Below are 19,916 nucleotides of genomic sequence, written 5' to 3' on the forward strand. Positions count from 1 at the left end.
AACGCAGCAGGCGAGTTCACGACCATGCATGACGACAGTTTTTCTTCTCTTCTCGAAGGCCGGCAGCCAATCATTCAAGCGCCCATGGCCGGTATTTCCACGCCGGACCTGGCGGCGGCGGTTTGCAATGCCGGCGCAATCGGGTCGCTCGGCCTCGGCGCGATGAATGCAGGCACCGCCGCAAACGCAATCCGCGACCTCCGGTCGCTAACCGCGGAGCCCTTCATCCTCAATGTGTTCTGCCATCGGGAGGAACCTTCCGACGAAAATGTCGAGCAGGAATGGCTGGCGCGGCTCAAAGACGAATTTGCCCGCTTCGATGCGCCCGCCCCTGCGCATCTCACCACCCCTTACACGCCCTATCAGGACGACCTCGAAATGCAGACGCTGATGCTGCACACGCGGCCGGCAGCGCTGACGTTCCATTTCGGCCTGCCGGATCAGAACCACATTGCCGCGCTGAAAGAGGCCGGCATCGGTCTCGGCGCTACCGCGACAAATGCAGACGAAGCGCGCTTTATCGAAAAGGCGGGGCTCGATTTCATCGTCGCACAGGGCTGGCAGGCCGGTGGCCATCGCGGCGTGTTCGATCCGTCCGCCAATGACGAAAAACTGCCGACCGATCGCCTGCTTGCAGCGTGCCTTTCCGCGAGCGAACTGCCGGTGGTCGCCGCCGGGGGCATCATGAATGGCGCGGATATTTTTCGCTTTCTCAGTGCAGGCGCCAGCGCGTGTCAGCTCGGAACAGCCTTTGTCGGCTGCCTGGAAAGTTCGGCGTCTGCCGCGCAGCGAGAATGGCTGGCCGACCCCGACCGTGAAACGGTTATGACGCGGGCGATCTCGGGCCGTCCGGCACGGGGATTCGCCAATCGCCTGACCGAAATCGGCGAAAAGGCCGGCGTGAGCGCCATCCCCGCCTATCCGCGCGCCTACAGCGTCGGCAAGGCGCTTCACGGCGTCGCCAGCGCGCATGACTGCCACGATTACGGCGCGTTCTGGGCTGGTACCGGCCATGCGAAAAGCCATTCCATACCCGCCGCCCGGCTGGTCGAGACATTGGTCGCCGAATGGCGTGCGGCCATGAAGTCCGGCGCTTAGACCACTTCCTCCGGCGCCAGTTTTTCGGCGCGGGTCAGTTCACCTTGCAGACGAGCCGCTTCCTCGGCCGACGGGGTCGAGAAACGTGCGATCAGAAGATAGACGACAGGCGTCAGAAAAAGCGTTGCGATGGCGGAGAGGCCGAGTCCGCCAACGATCACATAGCCGAGAGCGTTGCGGGCTTCCGCGCCCGCGCCGCTCGACAGGATCAGCGGCGTCGCGCCGAAGATCGTCGAGATCATCGTCATCATGATGGGCCGCAGCCGCAGGATCGCCGCTTCTTCCGCCGCCTCGCGAACGCTTCGTCCGGCATTGCGAAGCTGATTGGCGAATTCGACAACGAGAATGCCGTTCTTGGCCATGATGCCGACCAGAAGCACGAGCCCGATCTGGCTATAGACGTTGAAGCTGATACCGAGCAGCGCCATCGCCCATATCGCGCAGGCTAGGCCAATCGGCACGGTGGCCATGATGATCAGCGCCGACAGGAAGCTCTCGAACTGCGCGGCGAGCACGAAAAGCACGACGAGAATGGCGATGCCGAACGTCACCAGTAGATCGGTCGTCGATTTGTCCAGAACCGCAGCCTCCGACAGCGGAATCATATTGACGCCCTCCGGCAGGATAGGCTCTGCGAGGACGCTCAACTCTTCGAGCGCCGCGGCAAGCGCCAGCCCATTGGGCGAGACCGTCACCGTGACGGCGCGCTGCTGCTCTTCGCGACCCAGCGAGGACGCCGCCGAGGTTTCCGTCAGCGTGGCGATGGACGAAAGCGGCACCATGCGCCCGCCATTGGCTTTCAGATAAACGTTCTCCAGATCGGTCGGATCGTCGATGGGCTGACCAGTCGAAACGAGTTTGACCGGAAAGGCGCGGTCGGCGATGAAGACACTGCCGACCTCACGGCCATCGAGCATGGCTTGCAGGGCCGTGGAGAGGCCGGAGAAGTCGATGCCGAGATCGGAGGCGCGGTCCCGATCGATCGCGACGGACAGTTGCGGCGTGGAGGCCGAATAGTCCTGCCTCGCATTCGAGAAGCGCGGATCGGCTTTCAGCGTATCAACAAGCTGCTCGGCGGTTTCGCCCAGCACGCGGTAGCTCGGGCCGACCAGCGCGACGCGCAGACCCTGTCCCGCGCCGCGAATGCCCAACGAGTTCGGCTGTATGGCGAAGGCGCGCACGCCGGCAACCTTGCCGACTGCGGCGTTGATCTCGCCGACAATGTCGTTCTGGCTACGCTCCCGCTCGTTCCATGGGGCCAGCGTAAGCACGACGAAACCGCCACCGCTGCTGCGATAGCCGGAAAAGGAGAAGATGTTCTGCACTTCGCTGCTTTCGCGAAGCGGCTCCAGAAGCGCTTCGATCTCCTGCAGCTTCGCATCGGTATATTCAGGCGTGACGCCCGATGCGACGCTGACCGAAAGCAGCGCCACGGAGCGGTCCTCGCGCGGCAGCAATTCGCGTTCGACATTCTGGAAGGCGATCCACGCCGAACCGGCAAAAGCGATCATCGCGATGACAATGGCGAAGGGCAGTGCAAGCGCGACACGCAATGTCCTGCGATAAATGCGTTCGAGAAGCGTTCCGAAGCGCGTGAAGATCGAGGGTTTTCGCTCGTCTCCCTCGGTTCGGGCCTTCAGCAGACGCGAGGCGAGCATCGGGCAGAGCGTCAGCGCGACGAGACTGGAGAGCGTGACAGCGAAGGCCAGCACGAAGCCGAACTCGCCGAACAGGCTGCCGGCCTGCCCCGGAAGAAAGGACACGGGCACGAAGACGGCGATCAGCGTCGCCGTCGTGGCCACCACCGCGAAGAAGACTTCCCGAACGCCCAGAACGGCGGCGGCGCGTGGACCGAAGCCGGCATTGCGTTTTCGGACTATATTTTCCAGCACCACGATGGCGTCGTCTACCACCATGCCCGTCGCCAGGACGAGCGCCAGCAGCGTCAGAATATTGATGGAGAAGCCGGAGAGCCAGATCGCCGCGAACGTGCCGATCAGCGCGACCGGAATGGTCACGACGGGAATGAGGGTCGCCCGCCAGTCCAGCAGGAACAGAAAGATGACGACGATCACGACGCCGACCGCGATCAGCAGCGAATTGCGCACTTCCGTGATCGCCCCGCGAACGAAGGTGGCGTCGTCGCTCGTCACCTGGATCGAGACCCCCTGGGGAAGCCGCGGCCGAATATCATCGACAGCTGCGCGCACGCCGTCCGAGATCGCCAGAGTATTGGACGAGGCCTGGCGGATAATGCCCATGCCGACACCGGTCTGGCCGTTGGCGCGCAGATTGGCTCCTTCGATATCGGGGCCGAGCGTCACGCTTGCGATATCGCCGAGCCGGACGCGGTCGGCAAGAACGATAGCCTCGAAATCGGCTGCCGTCGTGACGTCGCTTTGCGCGCGAACGACGAGGTCCTGCCCCCCGCTGGTCAGCGAACCGGCCGGCACGTCGAAGGATAGCGATGTGAAGGCGCTCGTCAGATCGCCCGGCGACAGGCCCCGCGCGGCAAGCGCATCCGGGTTGAGATCGACGAGAAAGACTTTTTCCCGCTCGCCATAGATATCGACATCGGCGACCCCCGCCACGGCGTTCAGTCGGTCGATGATCTCGTCTTCGATGAGTACGGTCAGATCGGCGACGTCGAGATTGTCCGACGTGACAGCGATCCGCATCACCGGCTGGGAATCGGAATCGGCCTTGACGATCTGGGGTTCGTCGGCATCGTCCGGCAACTGGTTGACGGACCGGGCGACCGCATCGCGCAGATCGGCCGCAGCTACCGAAATATCGGTGGAGGAACTGAACTCCGCAGTGACGCGGCTATTGCCTTGGGACGACGATGACGAGACCGTTTCCAGGCCGGACACCCGCGCGGCGGCAGCTTCGATGATCGCCGTGACTTCGCGGTCGACCGCTTCGGGCGCCGCTCCGCTCCAGCTGGTGCTGATACTGACGATGGGCCGGTCGACATCGGGAAGTTCGCGGATTTCACCGCCATAAATGCCCGCCAGTCCGGCCACGATGATCAACAGACTGATGACGAGTGCGAAGACCGGCCGGCGGATGAAGAGCGACGTGCCGCTCGTCGCGATCTGCCCCGGCGAGGGGCGCGGCAGCGCGGGGTCTTCTTCGCTTCGAGCCGCGTCGCTCACCGCTCTTCGCGCCCATTGTCGCCCGCCGATCGGATGGAGGCAGTGGACTCGCCCGCAGCGCTCGTCTCGGCGATGCGGACGCCGCCGCCTTCGCGAAGGCTCGCCACGCCCTCCTCGACGACCACGGCGCCAGCCGAAAGTTCGGCACTTTCCACCAGCACGAGATCGGCATTGCGCTGAATGACGGATATGGCCGTTTTGGCAACCGTCCCGTCTTCTCCGAGGGTCCAGACATAAGCGCCGTCATTGCTCCACTGGACAGCGAGCGGCGGCACGGCCAGATAGCGGCTGCCCTCCAGTTCGAATTGGATCTGGAAACTCATGCCCGGCCGAAGAACATTGTTCTCGTTCGGGATTTCGCCGCGAACGCGCAATGTGCGGCTGGCTTCGTCGAGACGGTTGTCGATACTGGTGATCGCACCGTCGAATGTGGCGCCGGGCACCGCCTCGGTGCTTGCCGTGAAATCGGCGCCGATGGCCATGACCGCCGCCAGCCTTTCAGGCACGTAGAACGTCACCAGCAAGGAGGAGTAGTCCTCGATGCGCACAATATCGGTGCTTGTCGTGAGCATCTCTCCAAGATCGACTTCGACGATACCCACCGTACCGCCGATCGGCGCGTCGATCCGCCTCTGCGAGAGTGCGAATTGCGCTTCCCGCAATGTGACTTCCGCCGTTGCGAGGTCCGACTCCGCATCGTCGGTCTCGACATTCGAGATCGTCCCGCGATTGCTGAGCCGCGCATAGCGCTCGACCTTTTCCCGCGCCTGGTCGACGGCAAGCTGCGCTCGCTCCACGGCCAGACCCTGCGCATCGTCCTGCAACTGCACGATCAGGTCGCCGGCCTCGACCGTCGCGCCGCTCGTCGCCGCGATGGATTCGACCTGCCCCGCTTCGTTCGGACGAAGCGTGACCGAGCGCAGGGACAGTCCCGTACCGATGGTTGTGAACTGCCGGTCCATTGCCGCTTCGGCCACCTCGGCGACAGTCACGAGTGGGTTGCCGAACCCGCCGCGTCGTCCAGGCCCGCCGGCGCCGCCGCCTTGCCCCCTGGCGGAGGCTTCATCGGCAGCTTCCGGCGCAAGGGCTGCCAAAACGTCAAGTCCGTTCTCGTTCAGAACATCGCGCGCATTCGGGTCGAGCCGGACCCAGAAGGCGAACGCGATGGCCACGACGACAAGGCAGGCCAGAAACTGTTTCAGGAAACCGGTAAATCGCAAGAGCTTGGCCGAATGGTTTTTCTATTACATCTCAAGCCAATATAGGGGAGAACCTTCGGTTTTTGTGTTAATATTCGGCCAGAAAGTCGAGGCGATCACAACCGAACCCCGAGCTTTGGTGCAGAAATTTGGTCAGTGCGCCGCATCGTGGATCAGATCATGCATGAAGCCGAGCTTCGTCATGACGGATCGGTTCAACACGAAGGGATAGAGATCGGGCTGCCCCATCGAGCGGTTGATGGCGTTGGCAGCGATTGTAACCGGCACCCAGGCTTCGCAGAGAGCCGCCACGCTTTTTGCATCGTACCCCTCCCGTACATCGTCCAGCGCGGCGTTCTGGCCGGAAATGGCCTTCGTCGCAGCGGCGATAATGCCGTAGGACCGCGCCGTTTCGATGGTATCGGTCATATGAAGGTAATGCGCCCAGGTCTCGGCGAAATCCTCCCACGGATGGGCTGTGGCGTAGGACGAGATGTAGTGATCGGACCAGTCCGCCGGGGGGCCGTCCTCGTAGTGTTTCTGGAGTGCTTGCCCGTAATCCGCCCGCTCATCGCCAAAAAGTTCCCGGAAGGCGTCCAGCCGGCCGCCATCGCGGACGAGAATATCCCAATAATAATGGCCGACCTCATGGCGAAAATGGCCGATCAGCGTGCGGTAGGGCTCGCCCATCGCCTTGCGGTTCGCTTCGCGCACCGCATCGTCGCCTTCCGCGATATTGATGGTGATGAGGCCCTCGTCGTGGCCGGTCAGAACACGGTTGACCGTACCGTCCGGCAGCGTCTCATCCGACAGAAAATCGAAGATCAACGGCTCTTTGGCATCGGATTGGGCGTTCGGATGCGGCAGACCCCAGCGCATGATCGAATAGAACAATGCGCGCTTGCCGCTTTCCAGCGCGGACCAGAGCACCTGGTTGCCCTCCACGCTGAGATTGGGGATCGTGCGATTGTGCCGGCAACAGGTACACCGTTCATGATCGCTCGATGCATCGATCAGCCAGTTGCAGGCCGCTGTCGAATGGTTCCGACAAAGCCGATACTGGCCGGTGGCGGCGCCGACAGCGGCGAAGACATGATCGCCGGCCTCTTCTATGGCGATCATCTGCGTGGTCGCCGGATCGAAGCCGAGACGACGCTGGCAGTGACCACAGGAGTGATTGTCGAAATAAACTTCCTCGTCGCAGGACGAGCAGTAAAACCGTTTCATTTCAATGTCCGGAATATTTGCGGCCGCAGCCATTCGCACCTGAAACGGCGCAGGTCTATAAGGGTTGCCAGGGCAGTGAAAAAAGATGGTGCGGACATCGCCTCTTTCGAAAACCGTTATTCGGGACTAGAACGCCTCGCTTTCCCGTCGGCCATCAACGTTGAACCAGGGCACGTAGAACCATGCAATCCGACACTTCCGCACTCGTGCTGTTTTCCGGTGGGCAGGATTCGACCACCTGCCTGGCCTGGGCGCTCGACCGGTTCGCGCGCGTGGAGACCGTCGGCTTCGATTATGGCCAGCGCCATTCGGTCGAACTGGAATGCCGCCAGACCATTCTGGGCCGTATTGCAAGCGATTTTCCGCAATGGGCCAAACGCCTCGGCGACGACCATATGGTGCCGATGAAGGAACTGGCCGTCCTTTCGCAGACGGCGATGACAGAGGAGGTCGCGTTCGAGACCGGCCAGCAGGGCCTGCCCAACACTTTCGTGCCGGGCCGCAATCTTCTCTTCTTCACCTATGCGGCGACGATCGCCTGGCGGCGCGGCATCCGCCATCTGATCGGCGGCATGTGCGAAACGGACTATTCCGGCTACCCCGACTGCCGGGACGATACGCTGAAAGCGCTGCAGGTGACGCTCAATCTCGGCATGGACATGCGCTCGGTCATCCACACGCCGCTGATGTGGCTTGATAAGGGCCAGACCTTTGCGCTGGCGGAGGAGCTGGGCGGCGAAGCGTTTCTCGATCTCGTCGTCGAGAACAGCCATAGCTGCTATCGCGGCGAACGCGACCAGCGCCACGAATGGGGCTATGGCTGCGGCGACTGCCCGGCCTGCGAATTGCGGGCCAATGGGTGGCGCGAGTTTCGGGCAGATTCGCGATGAGCTACGCCGTCAAGGAAATGTTCTACACCTTGCAGGGCGAAGGCGCACAGGCGGGACGCGCCTCGCTGTTCTGCCGTTTTGCCGGTTGCAATCTGTGGAGCGGCCGCGAACAGGACCGGCATAAGGCGGTCTGCCAGTTCTGCGACACCGATTTCGTCGGCATGGACGGGCCCGGTGGCGGACGCTTCGCCAGCGCCGACAAACTGGCCGCCCGCGCCCGGCAGATGTGGGACGAGACGGCGGCGGGCGAGAACGGACAGCCCTACATCGTCTGCACCGGCGGCGAGCCGCTGCTGCAACTCGATCCGCCATTGATCGCAGCGCTCCACGCCGCCGGTTTCGAGATCGCCGTCGAAACGAACGGGACCATCGAAGCGCCCGCCGGCATCGACTGGATCTGCGTCAGCCCCAAGGCCGGTAGCGAACTGGTGCAGAAAGCTGGCCATGAACTCAAGCTGGTCTGGCCGCAACCACCCTTTGCGCTGGAACAGTTCGAGCCGCTCGCCTTCGACCGCTTCTATCTTCAGCCGATGGATGGCCCGTATGTCGCGGCCAATACGCGCCTTTGCGTCGAAACGGCGATGGCGAGGCCCAAATGGCGGCTCTCGCTGCAAACCCACAAGATCATCGGCATCGCCTAAGGAGCTTCGATGACGAACGCCTACCGCATCGCCCGCCGCATCGGCATCGACGCCGGCCACCGCATTCGCCTCCATGGCAGCAAGTGCCGCAATCTGCACGGCCATCGTTATACGATCGAGGCTGTGTGCGAGGCGGAACATCTCGCGCATGACGGCGAGCAGGCCGGCATGGTGCTCGATTTCAGCTTCCTGAAAGACGAGATGATGGGTGAGATCGACGCGCCCTGCGATCACGGTTTCATCGCGGAGATCGCCGATTCCGAGTGCCTCGCCATGTTCGCGCCAGGCGGCGTGTCCGTCGAGAACTTTATCCACGCACTTCGGGAGAGTGTCGAAAAGGACGGCTTTGCGGCGACCACCAAAACGACGCTCGGCACGAAGCTCTACGTTATCGGCGCGCCGCCGACGGCGGAGAACCTTGCGCGGCACTGGTTCGAACGGCTGGCGCCGCGTATCGCCGAGCGCAGCGAAGGCCGCGCGCGCCTTGCAAAGGTCGTCGTTTGGGAAACGCCGAACTGCGCAGCGGAATGGCCGGCGACCTAGCCGCGCGCCTCGGTATCGGCAATCGCGGGCGGCGTCTCGAGCAACAGCCCATTCTCGTCCGCATAATCGGACAACGCTTCAACCAGTTCTGGCCATTGCCCGCCCGGATCGCCCGGCAGGAGCACCGCGACCGCTTCGCCCTCGTCCGCCCATTGCGCCACGGCAGCGACGAGGTACTCTGGATCGGCGGATGATAGGGCGTCACGCTCCGCTTCGCGACGCGCCAGTTCCAGCACCGCTGCCGGCATCTCGGCGCTGTGGAGTATGCGGTCAGCGGATTGCAGCGCAGCGATCGCTCCCAGCGTAAGGCCATCCGTCTGCAATCCCGAAAGCGGCCCGGCACCAATCAGCAGGATCTTCGCGGCCGGCTTCTCGCTGCGGATCGCCTCGATGGCGTCGGCCAGATCGGTTTCGACCCCTACGGGCGGTGGCGCGCTGAAAACCCGCTTGGCGAAGCTCTGCCAGAAGGCCCGCCGCTCCGGCCCCATTGCCAGCCGCTTATTGACCAGCGGCCGTATCCGCTGCGCCAGTTTCGCCCAGGCGCCGAGTGCCGGGCCGAGCACCGCCTCGACGCGCTGGCGGACGGCCTGGCCGACAATCGGCGCCGCGCCATCGGTCGAAATGGCGATGACCACCGGCGAACGGTTGACGATGGTGGAGAACTGGAACTCGCACCATTGCGGTTTGTCGATGACGTTGACCGGCACGCCGGCGGCCTGACCGGCGCATTTCAGTGCCCAGGCTTCGCCATCGGTTGCCGCGTCGCCGATCAGCAGCGCCGCATTCGACACGTCCGCAAGGCTCCACGGCCGTCGCATCAGCTCGACCGACCCGAACCCGTCTCGCGCCGGCCGGGCGGCGAGCGCTTCCATCTCTTCGCTCATCGTCTCGGCGAAAACGGTGACACGGGCCCCCGCCGCGCTGGCCAGCTCCGCTTTCCAGGCCGAGGGCGCATCGCCGCCGGTCACCACGACGCGGCGGCCGCGCAGCTTCATGAAGACGGGCAGAACAGCGAGCGCCTCGATCCGGCCCGAACTTTGCCGGGCGGCGCTCTTCCGTGTCCCGCCGCCTTTCGTGGCTCGTTTGTCCGTCGCGCTCATGGCCGGTCCCGCAAGGATGATCGAAATCCCTACCTAGCGATCCCAGCAGACGAACGCCACCACGGCCGCGACGCGCGGCGCCTCACGGCGACTGGCCTTAGGTGGCGTTCAACGCGTTCATCGTATGGAGCGTGTAGCCCGCCACCTGCTCGCCTTCGCCATCGGTGATGGCGACATCCCAGAGGACCTCGCCATAATCCTTACCGGTCGGCCGCTTCTCCTTGACCGTCAGACTGACAGAGATCGCTTCCCCGAAATAGACCGGCTTGGTGAAACGCAGCCCCGACAGCCCGGTATTGGCGAGCGTCGGGCCGGGATCGGGCTGGACGAAGAGGCCGGCGGCGAAGGCCAGCAGCAGATAGCCATGCGCCACCCGCCCGTCGAAGAACGGACTGGCCTTCGCCGCTTCCTCGTCCATGTGCGCGTAGAAATTATCGCCGGTAAATTCGGCGAAATGCTCCACATCTTCCCGGGTGATGGTGCGCGGCCCCGCCGTGATGCTCTCGCCGATCCGAAGATCGTCGAACGTCTTGGTGAAGGGGTGCGCCGTCGCCTCGGTCTTTGCCGCACCCGGCACATACTGGCCGATAATCGCCGCGATCATGTCGGGGCTGCCCTGAATGGCCGTCCGCTGCATGTAGTGCTTCACGCCGCGCATGCCGCCAAGCTCCTCGCCGCCGCCGGCGCGGCCTGGCCCGCCATGGACGAGAAGCGGCAGGGGCGAGCCATGGCCCGTCGCGCTTTTCATGGAATCGCGATCGTTGATGTAGATGCGGCCATGCCAAGCCGCCGCGCCCACCGCGACGGTCCGCGCCACCCGCGGATCATGGGTGATGAGAGAGGCGACGAGGCTGCCCTGCCCGCGATTCATCAAGCCGACGGCATGATCGAGATCGCGATAAGGCATGATGGTGGAAACCGGGCCGAACGCCTCGGTTTCGTGCACCTTCACCGCCGCATCGGGATCGGCGCAGTGAAACAGCATGGGCGAGACGAAGGCACCATCCTCGACGCCCTCGCCCTGAAGCTCCGGCGTGTCCGTGCCGAAGACGCGCTCCGCCTCGGAGCCGATGATCGCGGCCTTCTCCAGCACATCTTTCTTCTGGCTCGCCGAGGCCAGCGCGCCCATCCGCACCCCTTCGACGGCCGGATCGCCGATGGTCGTCTTGGCCAGCTTCGCCGAAACCGCCTCGATCACCGCATCCACCATGGTCTGCGGCGCGATGATGCGGCGGATCGCCGTGCATTTCTGCCCGGCCTTGGCGGTCATCTCGCGAACGACCTCCTTGACGAAGAGAGCGAATTCCGGCGCATCGGCGGTAACGTCCGGTCCGAGAACCGAGGCGTTGAGGCTGTCCTGCTCGGCGATGAAGGGCACGGACCGCGCCATCAGGTTCTTGTTCGACCGCAGCATCAGCGCGGTGTCGGCGGAGCCGGTGAAGGAGACGAAATCGGACGGGCCGAGCCGGTCCAGCAGATCGCCCGTGCCGCCGGTGATGAGCTGGAACGAGCCTTCGGGAAAGGCGCCGCTCTTAACCATCATCTGGAAGCAGGCCTCGGTGATGTAGGCGGTGGCCGTCGCCGGTTTCACGATGGCGCTCATGCCGCCGAGAAGGGTCGGGCCGAGCTTTTCCAGCATGCCCCAGACGGGAAAGTTGAACGCATTGATATGAACGGCGACGCCCTGCCGCGGCGTATAGATGTGATGCCCCAGGAAGCTGCCGTCACGCGACAGGATCTCCAGATCGCCATCGGCCATCACGACATCGTCCGGCAGCGTCCGACGGGCTTTCGATGCGAGCGCGAACAGCGTGCCGATCCCACCATCGACATCGATCATCGCATCGCCGCGCGTCGAGCCGGCGTGCAACGACAATTCATACAGCCGATCCTTGCGTTCGGAGAGATAGAGGGCCAAAGCCTTCAGGGCGGCCGCCCGTTGATGGAACGTCATGGCGCGAAGCGCGGGGCTGCCGGTGCCGCGTCCGTGATCGAGCATGGCCGCGAAATCCAGCGAACCGCCGGCGCGACCGATCAGCGCGCCGGTCACCGCGCTGTGAATGTCGCGCGCCGAATCGCCTGCATCCACCCATTTGCCGGCCGCAAAGCTGCGTAGTTCCATCATCGTCATGATCGTCCTCCCTTAAGGCACGGCACCGGGCATGACTTCTTTTCCGATCCGCCGCGAATTATTCGATATTACTATTGACCGCCCGGTCGGTTTATTCAAGTCTGGATTATCGAACCGGCGCCGCTATAGGATCGTGTCGACAGGTTCTGGAACAGGGAGGAGGTTCCGAATGGCCGACGAAGCCAGTGTTCTGACGTCTTTGGACGGCGGGCTTTTCACTGTGACGCTCAATCGCCCGGACAAGCTGAACAGCTTCAACGAGGCTCAGCACGCCGCTCTACGTGAGGCGCTGGAAGAGGCGACACGAAACGACGCAATCCGCGCGGTTCTGTTGACAGGCGCCGGACGGGCCTTCTGCGCCGGGCAGGACCTCGGCGATCGCGACCCGCGCAAAATGGATGGACCGCCGGATCTCTCGGCGACGCTGCGCGATCTCTATGCCCCCACCCTCACCCTGATTCGCACGCTGGAAAAGCCGGTCATCTGCGCGGTCAACGGCGTCGCCGCCGGCGCCGGCGCCAATATCGCGCTTGCCTGCGACATCGTTCTGGCGGCCAGAAGCGCCAAATTCATTCAGGCGTTCGCCAAGCTCGGCCTAGTCCCCGACGCAGGCGGCTCCTGGTCGCTGGCGCGCCTCATCGGCGAAGCGCGCGCCAAGGCGGTCGCCATGACCGCCGTGCCGGTGCCCGCAGAACAGGCGGAATCTTGGGGCATGATCTGGAAGGCTGTGGATGACGAGCGGCTTATGGAGGAAGCGACGGAACTGGGACGGCAATTGGCGGACGGACCGACCTTCGGTCTCGGCAAGACCAAGCTCGCCATTCAGGCCGCCGCGACCAACAGTTTCTCCGAGCAGCTCGAACTGGAAGCGCAATTGCAGGGCGAATGCGGTCGCTCGTCCGATTATGCCGAGGGCGTGCTGGCCTTCATGGAAAAGCGCCCGGCCAAATTCACGGGAAAGCCTTCGTGACCAGCGCTATCACGCCGGAAGAACGCGCGCGGCGAAGCGCTGAGGCCATGTGGGCGGACGACCGCGCCAGCCAGCATTTCGGGTTCACGATCGAGAGCGTAGGCCCGGGCGAGGCGACGCTGGCCTGGACCATCGACAGCCACCACGCCAATGGGCACGGCATCTGCCATGGCGGCATGATCTTCGCGCTGGCCGACAGCGCTTTTGCCTTTGCCTGCAACAGCCACAATGCCGCGACCGTCGCCCAGCACAATTCGATCACCTATGTCGCACCGGGCCGTGTCGGCGACCGGCTGATCGCCGAAGCTAGAGAAATCAGCCGGACGGGACGATCCGGCATCACCGATGTCACGGTCCGGCGGAATGACGGAGCCGTGATCGCACATTTCAGAGGACATTCGCGGACCATTGGCGGCCAGCTCTTCGAGGAGGAAGAAGCCGGACGCAAGGGAGAGAGGACTGCCCCATGAGAGATTTGACGCCGGACCGGTCGACACTGGACCCCATCGAAATCGCCTCGCGCGATGAGATCGCCGCCCTGCAGTTGAAGCGGCTCAAATGGTCGCTCGCGCACGCCTATGAGAACGTGCCGCACTACAAGGCCGCCTTCGACGAGGCCGGCATTCACCCTGACGATCTGACCGATCTGTCGGATCTGGCGAAATTTCCCTTCACCACCAAAGCCGACCTGCGCGACAATTACCCCTTCGGCATGTTCGCCGTGCCGCGCGAAAAGGTGAACCGCATCCACGCCTCGTCCGGCACGACCGGCAAGCCCACCGTCGTCGGTTATACGAAGAACGACATCGATATGTGGGCGGAGGTGGTGGCGCGTTCGCTTCGCGCGTCCGGCACGAAAAGCGGCGATATCGTTCATGTCGCCTATGGCTATGGCCTGTTCACCGGCGGCCTCGGCGCCCATTACGGCGCGGAGAAGCTCGGCTGCACGGTCGTGCCCATCTCCGGCGGAATGACCAACCGGCAGGTCACGCTGATCGAGGACTTCCAGCCGACCACGATCCTCGTCACACCGTCCTACATGCTGAACATTCTGGACGAATATCATAAGCGCGGCATCGACCCGCGAAGCTGTTCGCTCGAAGTCGGCATCTTCGGCGCCGAGCCATGGACCGACGCGATGCGCAAGCAGATCGAGGACGCCTTCGACATTCACGCGGTCGACATTTACGGCCTGTCGGAAGTGATCGGACCCGGCGTTGCCAATGAGTGCGTCGAGACCAAGGACGGTCTGCATATCTGGGAGGATCACTTCTACCCGGAGATCATCGATCCGGAGACGGGCGAGGTGCTACCGGACGGTGAGGAGGGCGAACTGGTCTTCACCTCGCTCACCAAGGAAGCCTTCCCGATCGTCCGCTACCGCACGCGCGACCTGACGCGGTTGCTGCCTGGAACGGCGCGCTCCATGCGCCGCATGGAAAAGGTGACCGGCCGCTCCGACGACATGATCATTCTGCGCGGCGTCAATGTCTTCCCCACCCAGATCGAGGAGCAGTTGCTGGCGGTCGAAGGCCTTGCCCCGCATTTCCAGATCGAACTGACCAATGACGGGCGCATGGATTCGATGGCCGTGCAGGCCGAGATCGCCCGCGCGGACAGCAGCGAGGACGAACGCGATGCGCTGGGCCATGCGCTGCGCTCGCGCATCAAGAACGTGATCGGGATCAGCTGCGCCGTTCGCGTCTCCGATATGGGCAGCGTGGCGCGCAGCGAAGGAAAGGCTGCGCGAATTGTCGACAGGCGCGAGAAAGACTGAATATATCTCCGATACGAGGAGAGGTTAGATGGCACGGGCGAAGGCCGCCGATCACGAAGAGAAACGTCGTGCGATCCTGCGCACAGCGGCGTCGGTCTTTGCCGAACACGGCTATGACGCGACATCCATGCGCGATCTCGCCACCGCATGCGGGGTCAGCAAGGCGCTGATCTATCACTATTATCCATCCAAGGAAGTTCTGCTCTCCGATGTGATCGGCGACCATCTGGACGCGCTTCTGGTCGCCCTTGGCGAGGTGCCCTCCGATCTGGAGCCGAAATCACGGCTGCGCGCAGCCACGGCCTCCATATTGGAGAATTATCACGAGGCCGATTCCGAGCATAAGTTGCAGCTGAACGCGCTTTCGCGCCTGCCGGTAGAGGATCAGAAGCGCCTTCGCCAGTTGCAGCGGCAAATCGTCGATAGGATGGAGGAAGTCGTCGCCGCCTTGGCGCCCGATCGCTTCGACAGGGAACCCAGCCTGCTGCGACCGATGACGATGAGCCTGTTCGGCATGCTCAACTGGTTCTATCTGTGGAAACGCGGCGGCGGTATCACTCGTCAGTCCTATGCCGAGATGGTTGCCGACCTTTTTATCGGCGGTCTGAACGATGCGATCGACGGCCAGCAGAACACCGTTGCCGCCGCCAATGATTCCAGGCCCGATTGAGCCGATCCAGCCATTCGCCGACCAGCGCCTACCAATCGCGACCAATTTGAAGGCACTGATTATTATTTAATCAATCGGACTGGGAACTGGGCAGCATTCTGAGCGCAACCGCCAGATGGCCCGCCCTCCGACATTGCGATCGACGTCCATTCACACCTTGTTAGGAAACGGACTCCTCCCGCCGTTCGCTGCATCGCAGCGAACTGGCACGGCACATGCAACGGATCTTTCGTGCAAACCGATTCCAGAGGAATTCCGAAACATGAACCGAATTGCCCGCAAGTTTGGCTTTATCGCGCTCGGCGCGACCCTGACGGCCACGACCGCCATGACCAGTGCGCACGCCCAGGATGAGACGATCAAGGTCGGCATTCTGCATTCGCTCTCCGGCACGATGGCCATATCCGAGACGACGCTGAAAGACGCCATGCTGATGCTCATCGAGCAACAGAACGAAAAGGGCGGCCTGCTCGGCAAGAAACTCGAAGCCGTCGTGGTCGATCCGGCATCCGACTGGCCGCTCTTCGCCGAAAAGGCGCGCCAGTTGATCGAGCAGGACAAGGTCGCCGCCGTCTTCGGCTGCTGGACGTCCGTGTCGCGCAAATCCGTGCTGCCGGTCTTCGCCGAACTCAACAATATCCTCTTCTACCCGGTGCAATATGAGGGCGAGGAGAGCGAAAAGAATGTCTTCTACACCGGCGCAGCGCCGAACCAGCAGGCCATTCCCGCTGTCGATTATCTGATGGAAGAGGAAGGCGTGGAGCGCTGGGTGCTGGAAGGCACCGATTACGTCTATCCGCGCACGACCAACAAGATCCTCGAGCAGTACCTTCTCGACAAGGGCGTCGCGCCCGAAGACATCATCGTCAACTACACCCCCTTCGGCTTCTCCGACTGGCAGACGGAAGTCGCCCGCATCAAGGAGTTCGGCTCGGCGGGCAAGAAGACGGCCGTGGTCTCCACCGTCAATGGCGACGCCAATGTGCCGTTCTACAAGGAATTGGCCAATCAGGGCATCAAGGCCGAGGACATTCCGGTCGTCGCCTTCTCTGTCGGCGAGGAGGAACTGGCCGGCATCGATACCGGCCCGCTCGTCGGCCATCTGGCCGCGTGGAACTATTTCCAGAGCGTCGAGAACGAAGATAACGCCAAATTCATCGAGCAGTGGCACGCCTTCACCGGTGACGAAGATCGCGTCACGAACGACCCGATGGAGGCCCACTATATCGGTTTCAACATGTGGGTGAAGGCGGTCGAAAAGGCAGGCACAACCGATCCCGAAGCCGTGATCGCCGCCCTTCCCGGCACCGAAGTGCCGAACCTGACCGGCGGCACCTCCACCATGCTGCCGAACCACCACATCACCAAACCGGTTCTGATCGGCGAAATCCAGGAGGATGGCCAGTTCGAAGTCGTCTCCGAAACCGAGGAGCTGGTGCCGGGCGACGCATGGTCCGACTTCCTGCCCGAAAGCAAGAAGCTGAAGGCCGACTGGGTCGATCTGAAATGCGGCAATTACGACACCGAAGCCGAAAAGTGCCTTGGCGAGACCGCCATGGCCGAACCGGCTGAAGAAGAGGCCACCTCCAACTAGGCCCATAATCGGATCCGGAATCGTTTTGCGGTCCCGGATCCCCATTGTTGCCGGCGGGATAACGGATTTCCTCCCATCTGGTCCTGCCGGCCTTTTTCTTCACCTGAAATGGCGAAGCATGGTTTTCATTCGAACGATTATTGCGATTTTTCTGCTTGTCTTTACGGCATTGCTGGCTCTGCCGGCTGGCGCCCAGGAGGACGATTCCGCCCTTCGGCAGGCCATTTCGGGCCTCGGCGCCGAGAAAGGTTATTCCAAACTCCGTCAGGCGATTGATGTGGTGGTCGAGACTGGCGACCCTCGCGGCGCGCGCGTTCTCGACGCGCTGGCCGAGGGCGACGTTTATCGCCGCGAAGGCGATGGCGCCGTCTTCATTGTCTCAGGCCGCGGAAAGGAACGGAACCTGATCGATCCGGTCACCAGCGAGCAGGTCGGGACCATCGCCAAGAGCGAACTCAAAAAAGTGCGCGTCAACAATTCGGTCCGGCGGACCGTCCGCGACGCCATCGGCGCGTTGACGCTCGGCGCGAAAGACCCCGATATCCGACTTTCAGCCGTTCGCACGATGATTGACAATCCGGATCCCGACAGTCTGGACGTTATCGCCACCGCGCTCGAGCGGGAAGGCGACGACGACGTCCGAACGGCGCTCGAACAGGCGCGGGCAGCGGCGATTCTTCTCTCCGACGCAGCGGTGCCCGACAAGGTGGCGGCTATCGAAACGATACGCGAAATGGGCGGTCAGGAAGCGCTCAGCCTGCTGGTGCGTGCCCGAAACGCGGCTGGCGCGGAAATGCGCGATGCGACCGAGGCGGCTATCGCATCGGTTCAAAAACGTCTGCAATATTGGAGCCTCGGCCAGAACGTCTGGTACGGCCTGTCGCTCGGTTCGGTCCTGCTTCTGGCGGCCATCGGTCTTGCCATCACCTTCGGCGTCATGGGCGTCATCAACATGGCCCATGGCGAGATGGTGATGCTCGGCGCCTACACCACCTTCATGGTCCAGGAAATCATGCGGACCAGCTTTCCAGGGATGCTCGACTGGTCGCTACCCATTGCGCTGCCGCTCGCCTTCCTCGTCGCCGGCTCGGTCGGTTTCGCCATGGAGCGCGGTGTTATCCGCTTACTCTATGGCCGCCCGCTGGAAACGCTTCTGGCCACCTGGGGCATCAGCCTGATCCTGCAGCAGACCGTCCGGACCATTTTCGGCCCCACCAACCGGGAAGTCTCCAACCCCTCCTACATGAGCGGCGCGTTTCAGCTCGGCGAACTGTCGATCACCTGGAACCGCCTCTGGATCGTCGTCTTCGCCCTCGTCGTCTTCGCCGTCCTGCTCTACGCCATGAACCGCACCTCGCTCGGCCTGAAGATGCGCGCCGTCACGCAGAACCGCCGCATGGCGGCCGCGATGGGCATCCGCACGCCCTGGGTCGATGCGCTCACCTTCGCGCTCGGCTCCGGCATTGCCGGCATTGCAGGCGTCGCGCTCAGCCAGATCGACAATGTTTCGCCCAATCTCGGCCAAGGGTACATCATCGACAGCTTCATGGTGGTGGTGTTCGGCGGGGTCGGCAATTTGTGGGGCACGCTGATCGGCGCATTCAGCCTCGGCATCGCCAACAAATTTCTGGAGCCCTTCGCCGGCGCGGTTCTCGGCAAGATCCTTGTGCTCGTCTTCATCATCCTCTTTATCCAAAAGCGCCCGCGCGGCCTATTCGCGCTCAAGGGCCGGGCGGTGGAGGCATGATTGTCGGCCATCTCCTGCGCCGCGGGTTGAACCGCTGGATCGTCCTGTCGCTCGCGGTGATTCTCGCCATCGGCATCGCGGTGCCCGCGCTCAACCTGCTGCTGCCCGTCACTCACCCCCTGCATGTGCCGACCTATATCGTCGCGCTGTTCGGCAAATATCTCTGCTATGCACTGCTGGCGCTGAGCCTCGATCTGGTCTGGGGCTATGTCGGCATCCTGTCGCTTGGCCATGGCGCCTTCTTTGCGCTCGGCGGCTATGCGATGGGCATGTATCTGATGCGCCAGATCGGCCCGCGCGGCGTCTATGGCGATCCCGTCCTGCCGGATTTCATGGTGTTCCTGAACTGGCAGGAACTGCCCTGGTTCTGGTACGGTTTCGACCGGTTCTGGTTCGCCGCCCTGATGGTGATGGTCGTGCCGGGCCTGCTGGCCTTCATCTTCGGCTGGTTCGCCTTCCGCAGCCGCGTCACCGGCGTGTATCTGTCGATCATCACCCAGGCGATGACCTATGCGCTGATGCTCGCCTTCTTCCGCAACAATATGGGGTTCGGCGGCAATAACGGCCTGACCGACTTCAAGGACATTCTGGGCTATTCCGTCCAGGCCGGTGAAACGCGCGCCGCGCTCTTCTTCGCGTCTGCGGCGGCGCTGGCGCTAGGTGTCCTGTTCGTTTCCGCGCTCGGGGCCAGCCGCTACGGCAAGCTGATGATCGCCGTGCGAGACGCCGAGGCCCGGACGCGCTTCATCGGCTACCGGCCGGAATATGTGAAGCTCTTCGCCTTCGTCGCCGCAGCCGTGATGGCCGGCATTGCCGGCGCGCTATACGTGCCGCAGGTAGGCATTATCAATCCGGGTGAATTTGCCCCCGCCAATTCCATCGAAATCGTCGTCTGGACGGCTGTCGGGGGGCGCGGAACCATTATCGGGCCGATCATCGGCGCGATCCTCGTCAATGCCGGAAAGAGCTGGCTGACTGGCTTTGCGCCGGAATTCTGGCTGTTCGCCCTTGGCGGCCTCTTCGTCGCGGTCACGCTGTTCCTGCCGAAAGGCATTGTCGGCACCGCCATCGATGGCTGGGACGGACTGCGCCGGATGCGCGACGGCAAGCGCCGCGAACGGGGCGAAGACGCACCTCTGACCGGACCCCAACCGGAGGCGGCGGAATGAAC

The 19,916-nt window shown here is 63.2% G+C and carries 16 protein-coding genes; 11 read left to right on the forward strand and 5 right to left on the reverse strand.

Annotation, left to right across the window (positions count from 1 at the left end):
* Positions 1–24 precede the first annotated feature (24 nt).
* Positions 25–1,098, forward strand: a complete 1,074-nt coding sequence (locus B7H23_RS11210; RefSeq protein ID WP_094077480.1) for an NAD(P)H-dependent flavin oxidoreductase — start codon at positions 25–27, stop codon at positions 1,096–1,098.
* On the opposite strand, the gene B7H23_RS11215 is transcribed toward B7H23_RS11210, so the two are convergent.
* The 3 genes from B7H23_RS11215 to B7H23_RS11225 form a co-directional block, all read right to left on the reverse strand.
* Positions 1,095–4,220, reverse strand: coding sequence for an efflux RND transporter permease subunit (locus B7H23_RS11215; protein ID WP_094077751.1), 3,126 nt, complete (start codon positions 4,218–4,220; stop codon positions 1,095–1,097). The genes B7H23_RS11210 and B7H23_RS11215 overlap by 4 nt on opposite strands.
* Positions 4,221–4,252: 32 nt before the next feature.
* Entirely contained in the window at positions 4,253–5,476 is a 1,224-nt protein-coding gene (locus B7H23_RS11220; RefSeq protein WP_094077481.1) for an efflux RND transporter periplasmic adaptor subunit, read from the reverse strand.
* Between the two features lie 132 nt (positions 5,477–5,608).
* On the reverse strand, positions 5,609–6,682 hold the full coding sequence (locus B7H23_RS11225; protein WP_094077752.1) for a zinc-binding metallopeptidase family protein: 1,074 nt from the start codon (positions 6,680–6,682) through the stop codon (positions 5,609–5,611).
* A gap of 182 nt (positions 6,683–6,864) precedes the next feature.
* Here B7H23_RS11225 and queC point away from each other — a divergent pair, with 182 nt between their 5' ends.
* From queC to B7H23_RS11240, 3 genes are read left to right on the forward strand one after another with little or no spacing between them, the layout of a single operon-like run.
* A complete protein-coding gene (gene queC / locus B7H23_RS11230) occupies positions 6,865–7,572 on the forward strand; it encodes a 7-cyano-7-deazaguanine synthase QueC (RefSeq protein ID WP_094077482.1) in 708 nt (235 codons plus the stop codon).
* Positions 7,569–8,213, forward strand: a complete 645-nt coding sequence (gene queE, locus B7H23_RS11235; RefSeq protein ID WP_094077483.1) for a 7-carboxy-7-deazaguanine synthase — start codon at positions 7,569–7,571, stop codon at positions 8,211–8,213. Before queC ends, queE begins: the two co-directional genes overlap by 4 nt.
* Before the next feature lie 9 nt (positions 8,214–8,222).
* Complete coding sequence (locus B7H23_RS11240) at positions 8,223–8,756, forward strand: 6-carboxytetrahydropterin synthase (protein ID WP_094077484.1); 534 nt, start codon at positions 8,223–8,225, stop codon at positions 8,754–8,756.
* Here B7H23_RS11240 and B7H23_RS11245 read toward each other — a convergent pair.
* Positions 8,753–9,856 carry a siroheme synthase gene (locus B7H23_RS11245; RefSeq protein WP_094077485.1) on the reverse strand — a complete coding sequence of 368 codons (1,104 nt, stop codon included), beginning with the start codon at positions 9,854–9,856 and terminating at the stop codon, positions 8,753–8,755. The genes B7H23_RS11240 and B7H23_RS11245 overlap by 4 nt on opposite strands.
* A 97-nt stretch (positions 9,857–9,953) precedes the next feature.
* Positions 9,954–11,987 (reverse strand): phenylacetic acid degradation bifunctional protein PaaZ, encoded by a 2,034-nt coding sequence (paaZ, locus tag B7H23_RS11250; RefSeq protein WP_094077486.1) that lies wholly within the window; start codon positions 11,985–11,987, stop codon positions 9,954–9,956.
* A gap of 169 nt (positions 11,988–12,156) precedes the next feature.
* Here paaZ and paaG point away from each other — a divergent pair, with 169 nt between their 5' ends.
* From paaG to urtC, 7 genes are all read left to right on the forward strand, one after another.
* Complete coding sequence (gene paaG, locus B7H23_RS11255; RefSeq protein ID WP_094077487.1) at positions 12,157–12,957, forward strand: 2-(1,2-epoxy-1,2-dihydrophenyl)acetyl-CoA isomerase PaaG; 801 nt, start codon at positions 12,157–12,159, stop codon at positions 12,955–12,957.
* A gap of 47 nt (positions 12,958–13,004) precedes the next feature.
* Positions 13,005–13,427 carry a hydroxyphenylacetyl-CoA thioesterase PaaI gene (gene paaI / locus B7H23_RS11260; RefSeq protein WP_240535095.1) on the forward strand — a complete coding sequence of 141 codons (423 nt, stop codon included), beginning with the start codon at positions 13,005–13,007 and terminating at the stop codon, positions 13,425–13,427.
* Positions 13,424–14,734 (forward strand): phenylacetate--CoA ligase PaaK, encoded by a 1,311-nt coding sequence (gene paaK / locus B7H23_RS11265; RefSeq protein ID WP_094077489.1) that lies wholly within the window; start codon positions 13,424–13,426, stop codon positions 14,732–14,734. The genes paaI and paaK overlap by 4 nt, the downstream gene beginning before the upstream one ends.
* A 28-nt stretch (positions 14,735–14,762) precedes the next feature.
* Entirely contained in the window at positions 14,763–15,404 is a 642-nt protein-coding gene (locus tag B7H23_RS11270; RefSeq protein WP_094077490.1) for a TetR/AcrR family transcriptional regulator, read from the forward strand.
* Between the two features lie 262 nt (positions 15,405–15,666).
* On the forward strand, positions 15,667–16,998 hold the full coding sequence (gene urtA / locus B7H23_RS11275; RefSeq protein WP_173861902.1) for an urea ABC transporter substrate-binding protein: 1,332 nt from the start codon (positions 15,667–15,669) through the stop codon (positions 16,996–16,998).
* Between the two features lie 118 nt (positions 16,999–17,116).
* Entirely contained in the window at positions 17,117–18,745 is a 1,629-nt protein-coding gene (gene urtB / locus B7H23_RS11280; RefSeq protein ID WP_094077491.1) for an urea ABC transporter permease subunit UrtB, read from the forward strand.
* Positions 18,742–19,914 carry an urea ABC transporter permease subunit UrtC gene (urtC, locus tag B7H23_RS11285; RefSeq protein ID WP_094077492.1) on the forward strand — a complete coding sequence of 391 codons (1,173 nt, stop codon included), beginning with the start codon at positions 18,742–18,744 and terminating at the stop codon, positions 19,912–19,914. The genes urtB and urtC overlap by 4 nt, the downstream gene beginning before the upstream one ends.
* The last annotated feature ends 2 nt before the right edge of the window (positions 19,915–19,916 follow it).

Origin of the sequence: Notoacmeibacter marinus, from assembly GCF_002238045.1 — a bacterium.
Classification (GTDB): Bacteria; Pseudomonadota; Alphaproteobacteria; order Rhizobiales; family Rhizobiaceae; genus Notoacmeibacter; species Notoacmeibacter marinus.

Bases quoted from the DNA above. Each gene is read 5' to 3' on its own strand.
- queC (WP_094077482.1), top strand. From the start codon at position 6,865: ATGCAATCCGACACTTCCGCACTCGTGCTGTTTTCCGGTGGGCAGGAT.
- B7H23_RS11225 (WP_094077752.1), bottom strand. From the start codon at position 6,682: ATGAAACGGTTTTACTGCTCGTCCTGCGACGAGGAAGTTTATTTCGAC.
- B7H23_RS11270 (WP_094077490.1), top strand. From the start codon at position 14,763: ATGGCACGGGCGAAGGCCGCCGATCACGAAGAGAAACGTCGTGCGATC.
- paaK (WP_094077489.1), top strand. From the start codon at position 13,424: ATGAGAGATTTGACGCCGGACCGGTCGACACTGGACCCCATCGAAATC.
- urtC (WP_094077492.1), top strand. From the start codon at position 18,742: ATGATTGTCGGCCATCTCCTGCGCCGCGGGTTGAACCGCTGGATCGTC.
- B7H23_RS11245 (WP_094077485.1), bottom strand. From the start codon at position 9,856: ATGAGCGCGACGGACAAACGAGCCACGAAAGGCGGCGGGACACGGAAG.
- paaI (WP_240535095.1), top strand. From the start codon at position 13,005: ATGTGGGCGGACGACCGCGCCAGCCAGCATTTCGGGTTCACGATCGAG.
- urtA (WP_173861902.1), top strand. From the start codon at position 15,667: ATGAACCGAATTGCCCGCAAGTTTGGCTTTATCGCGCTCGGCGCGACC.
- paaZ (WP_094077486.1), bottom strand. From the start codon at position 11,987: ATGACGATGATGGAACTACGCAGCTTTGCGGCCGGCAAATGGGTGGAT.
- B7H23_RS11210 (WP_094077480.1), top strand. From the start codon at position 25: ATGCATGACGACAGTTTTTCTTCTCTTCTCGAAGGCCGGCAGCCAATC.
- B7H23_RS11240 (WP_094077484.1), top strand. From the start codon at position 8,223: ATGACGAACGCCTACCGCATCGCCCGCCGCATCGGCATCGACGCCGGC.
- urtB (WP_094077491.1), top strand. From the start codon at position 17,117: ATGGTTTTCATTCGAACGATTATTGCGATTTTTCTGCTTGTCTTTACG.
- queE (WP_094077483.1), top strand. From the start codon at position 7,569: ATGAGCTACGCCGTCAAGGAAATGTTCTACACCTTGCAGGGCGAAGGC.
- paaG (WP_094077487.1), top strand. From the start codon at position 12,157: ATGGCCGACGAAGCCAGTGTTCTGACGTCTTTGGACGGCGGGCTTTTC.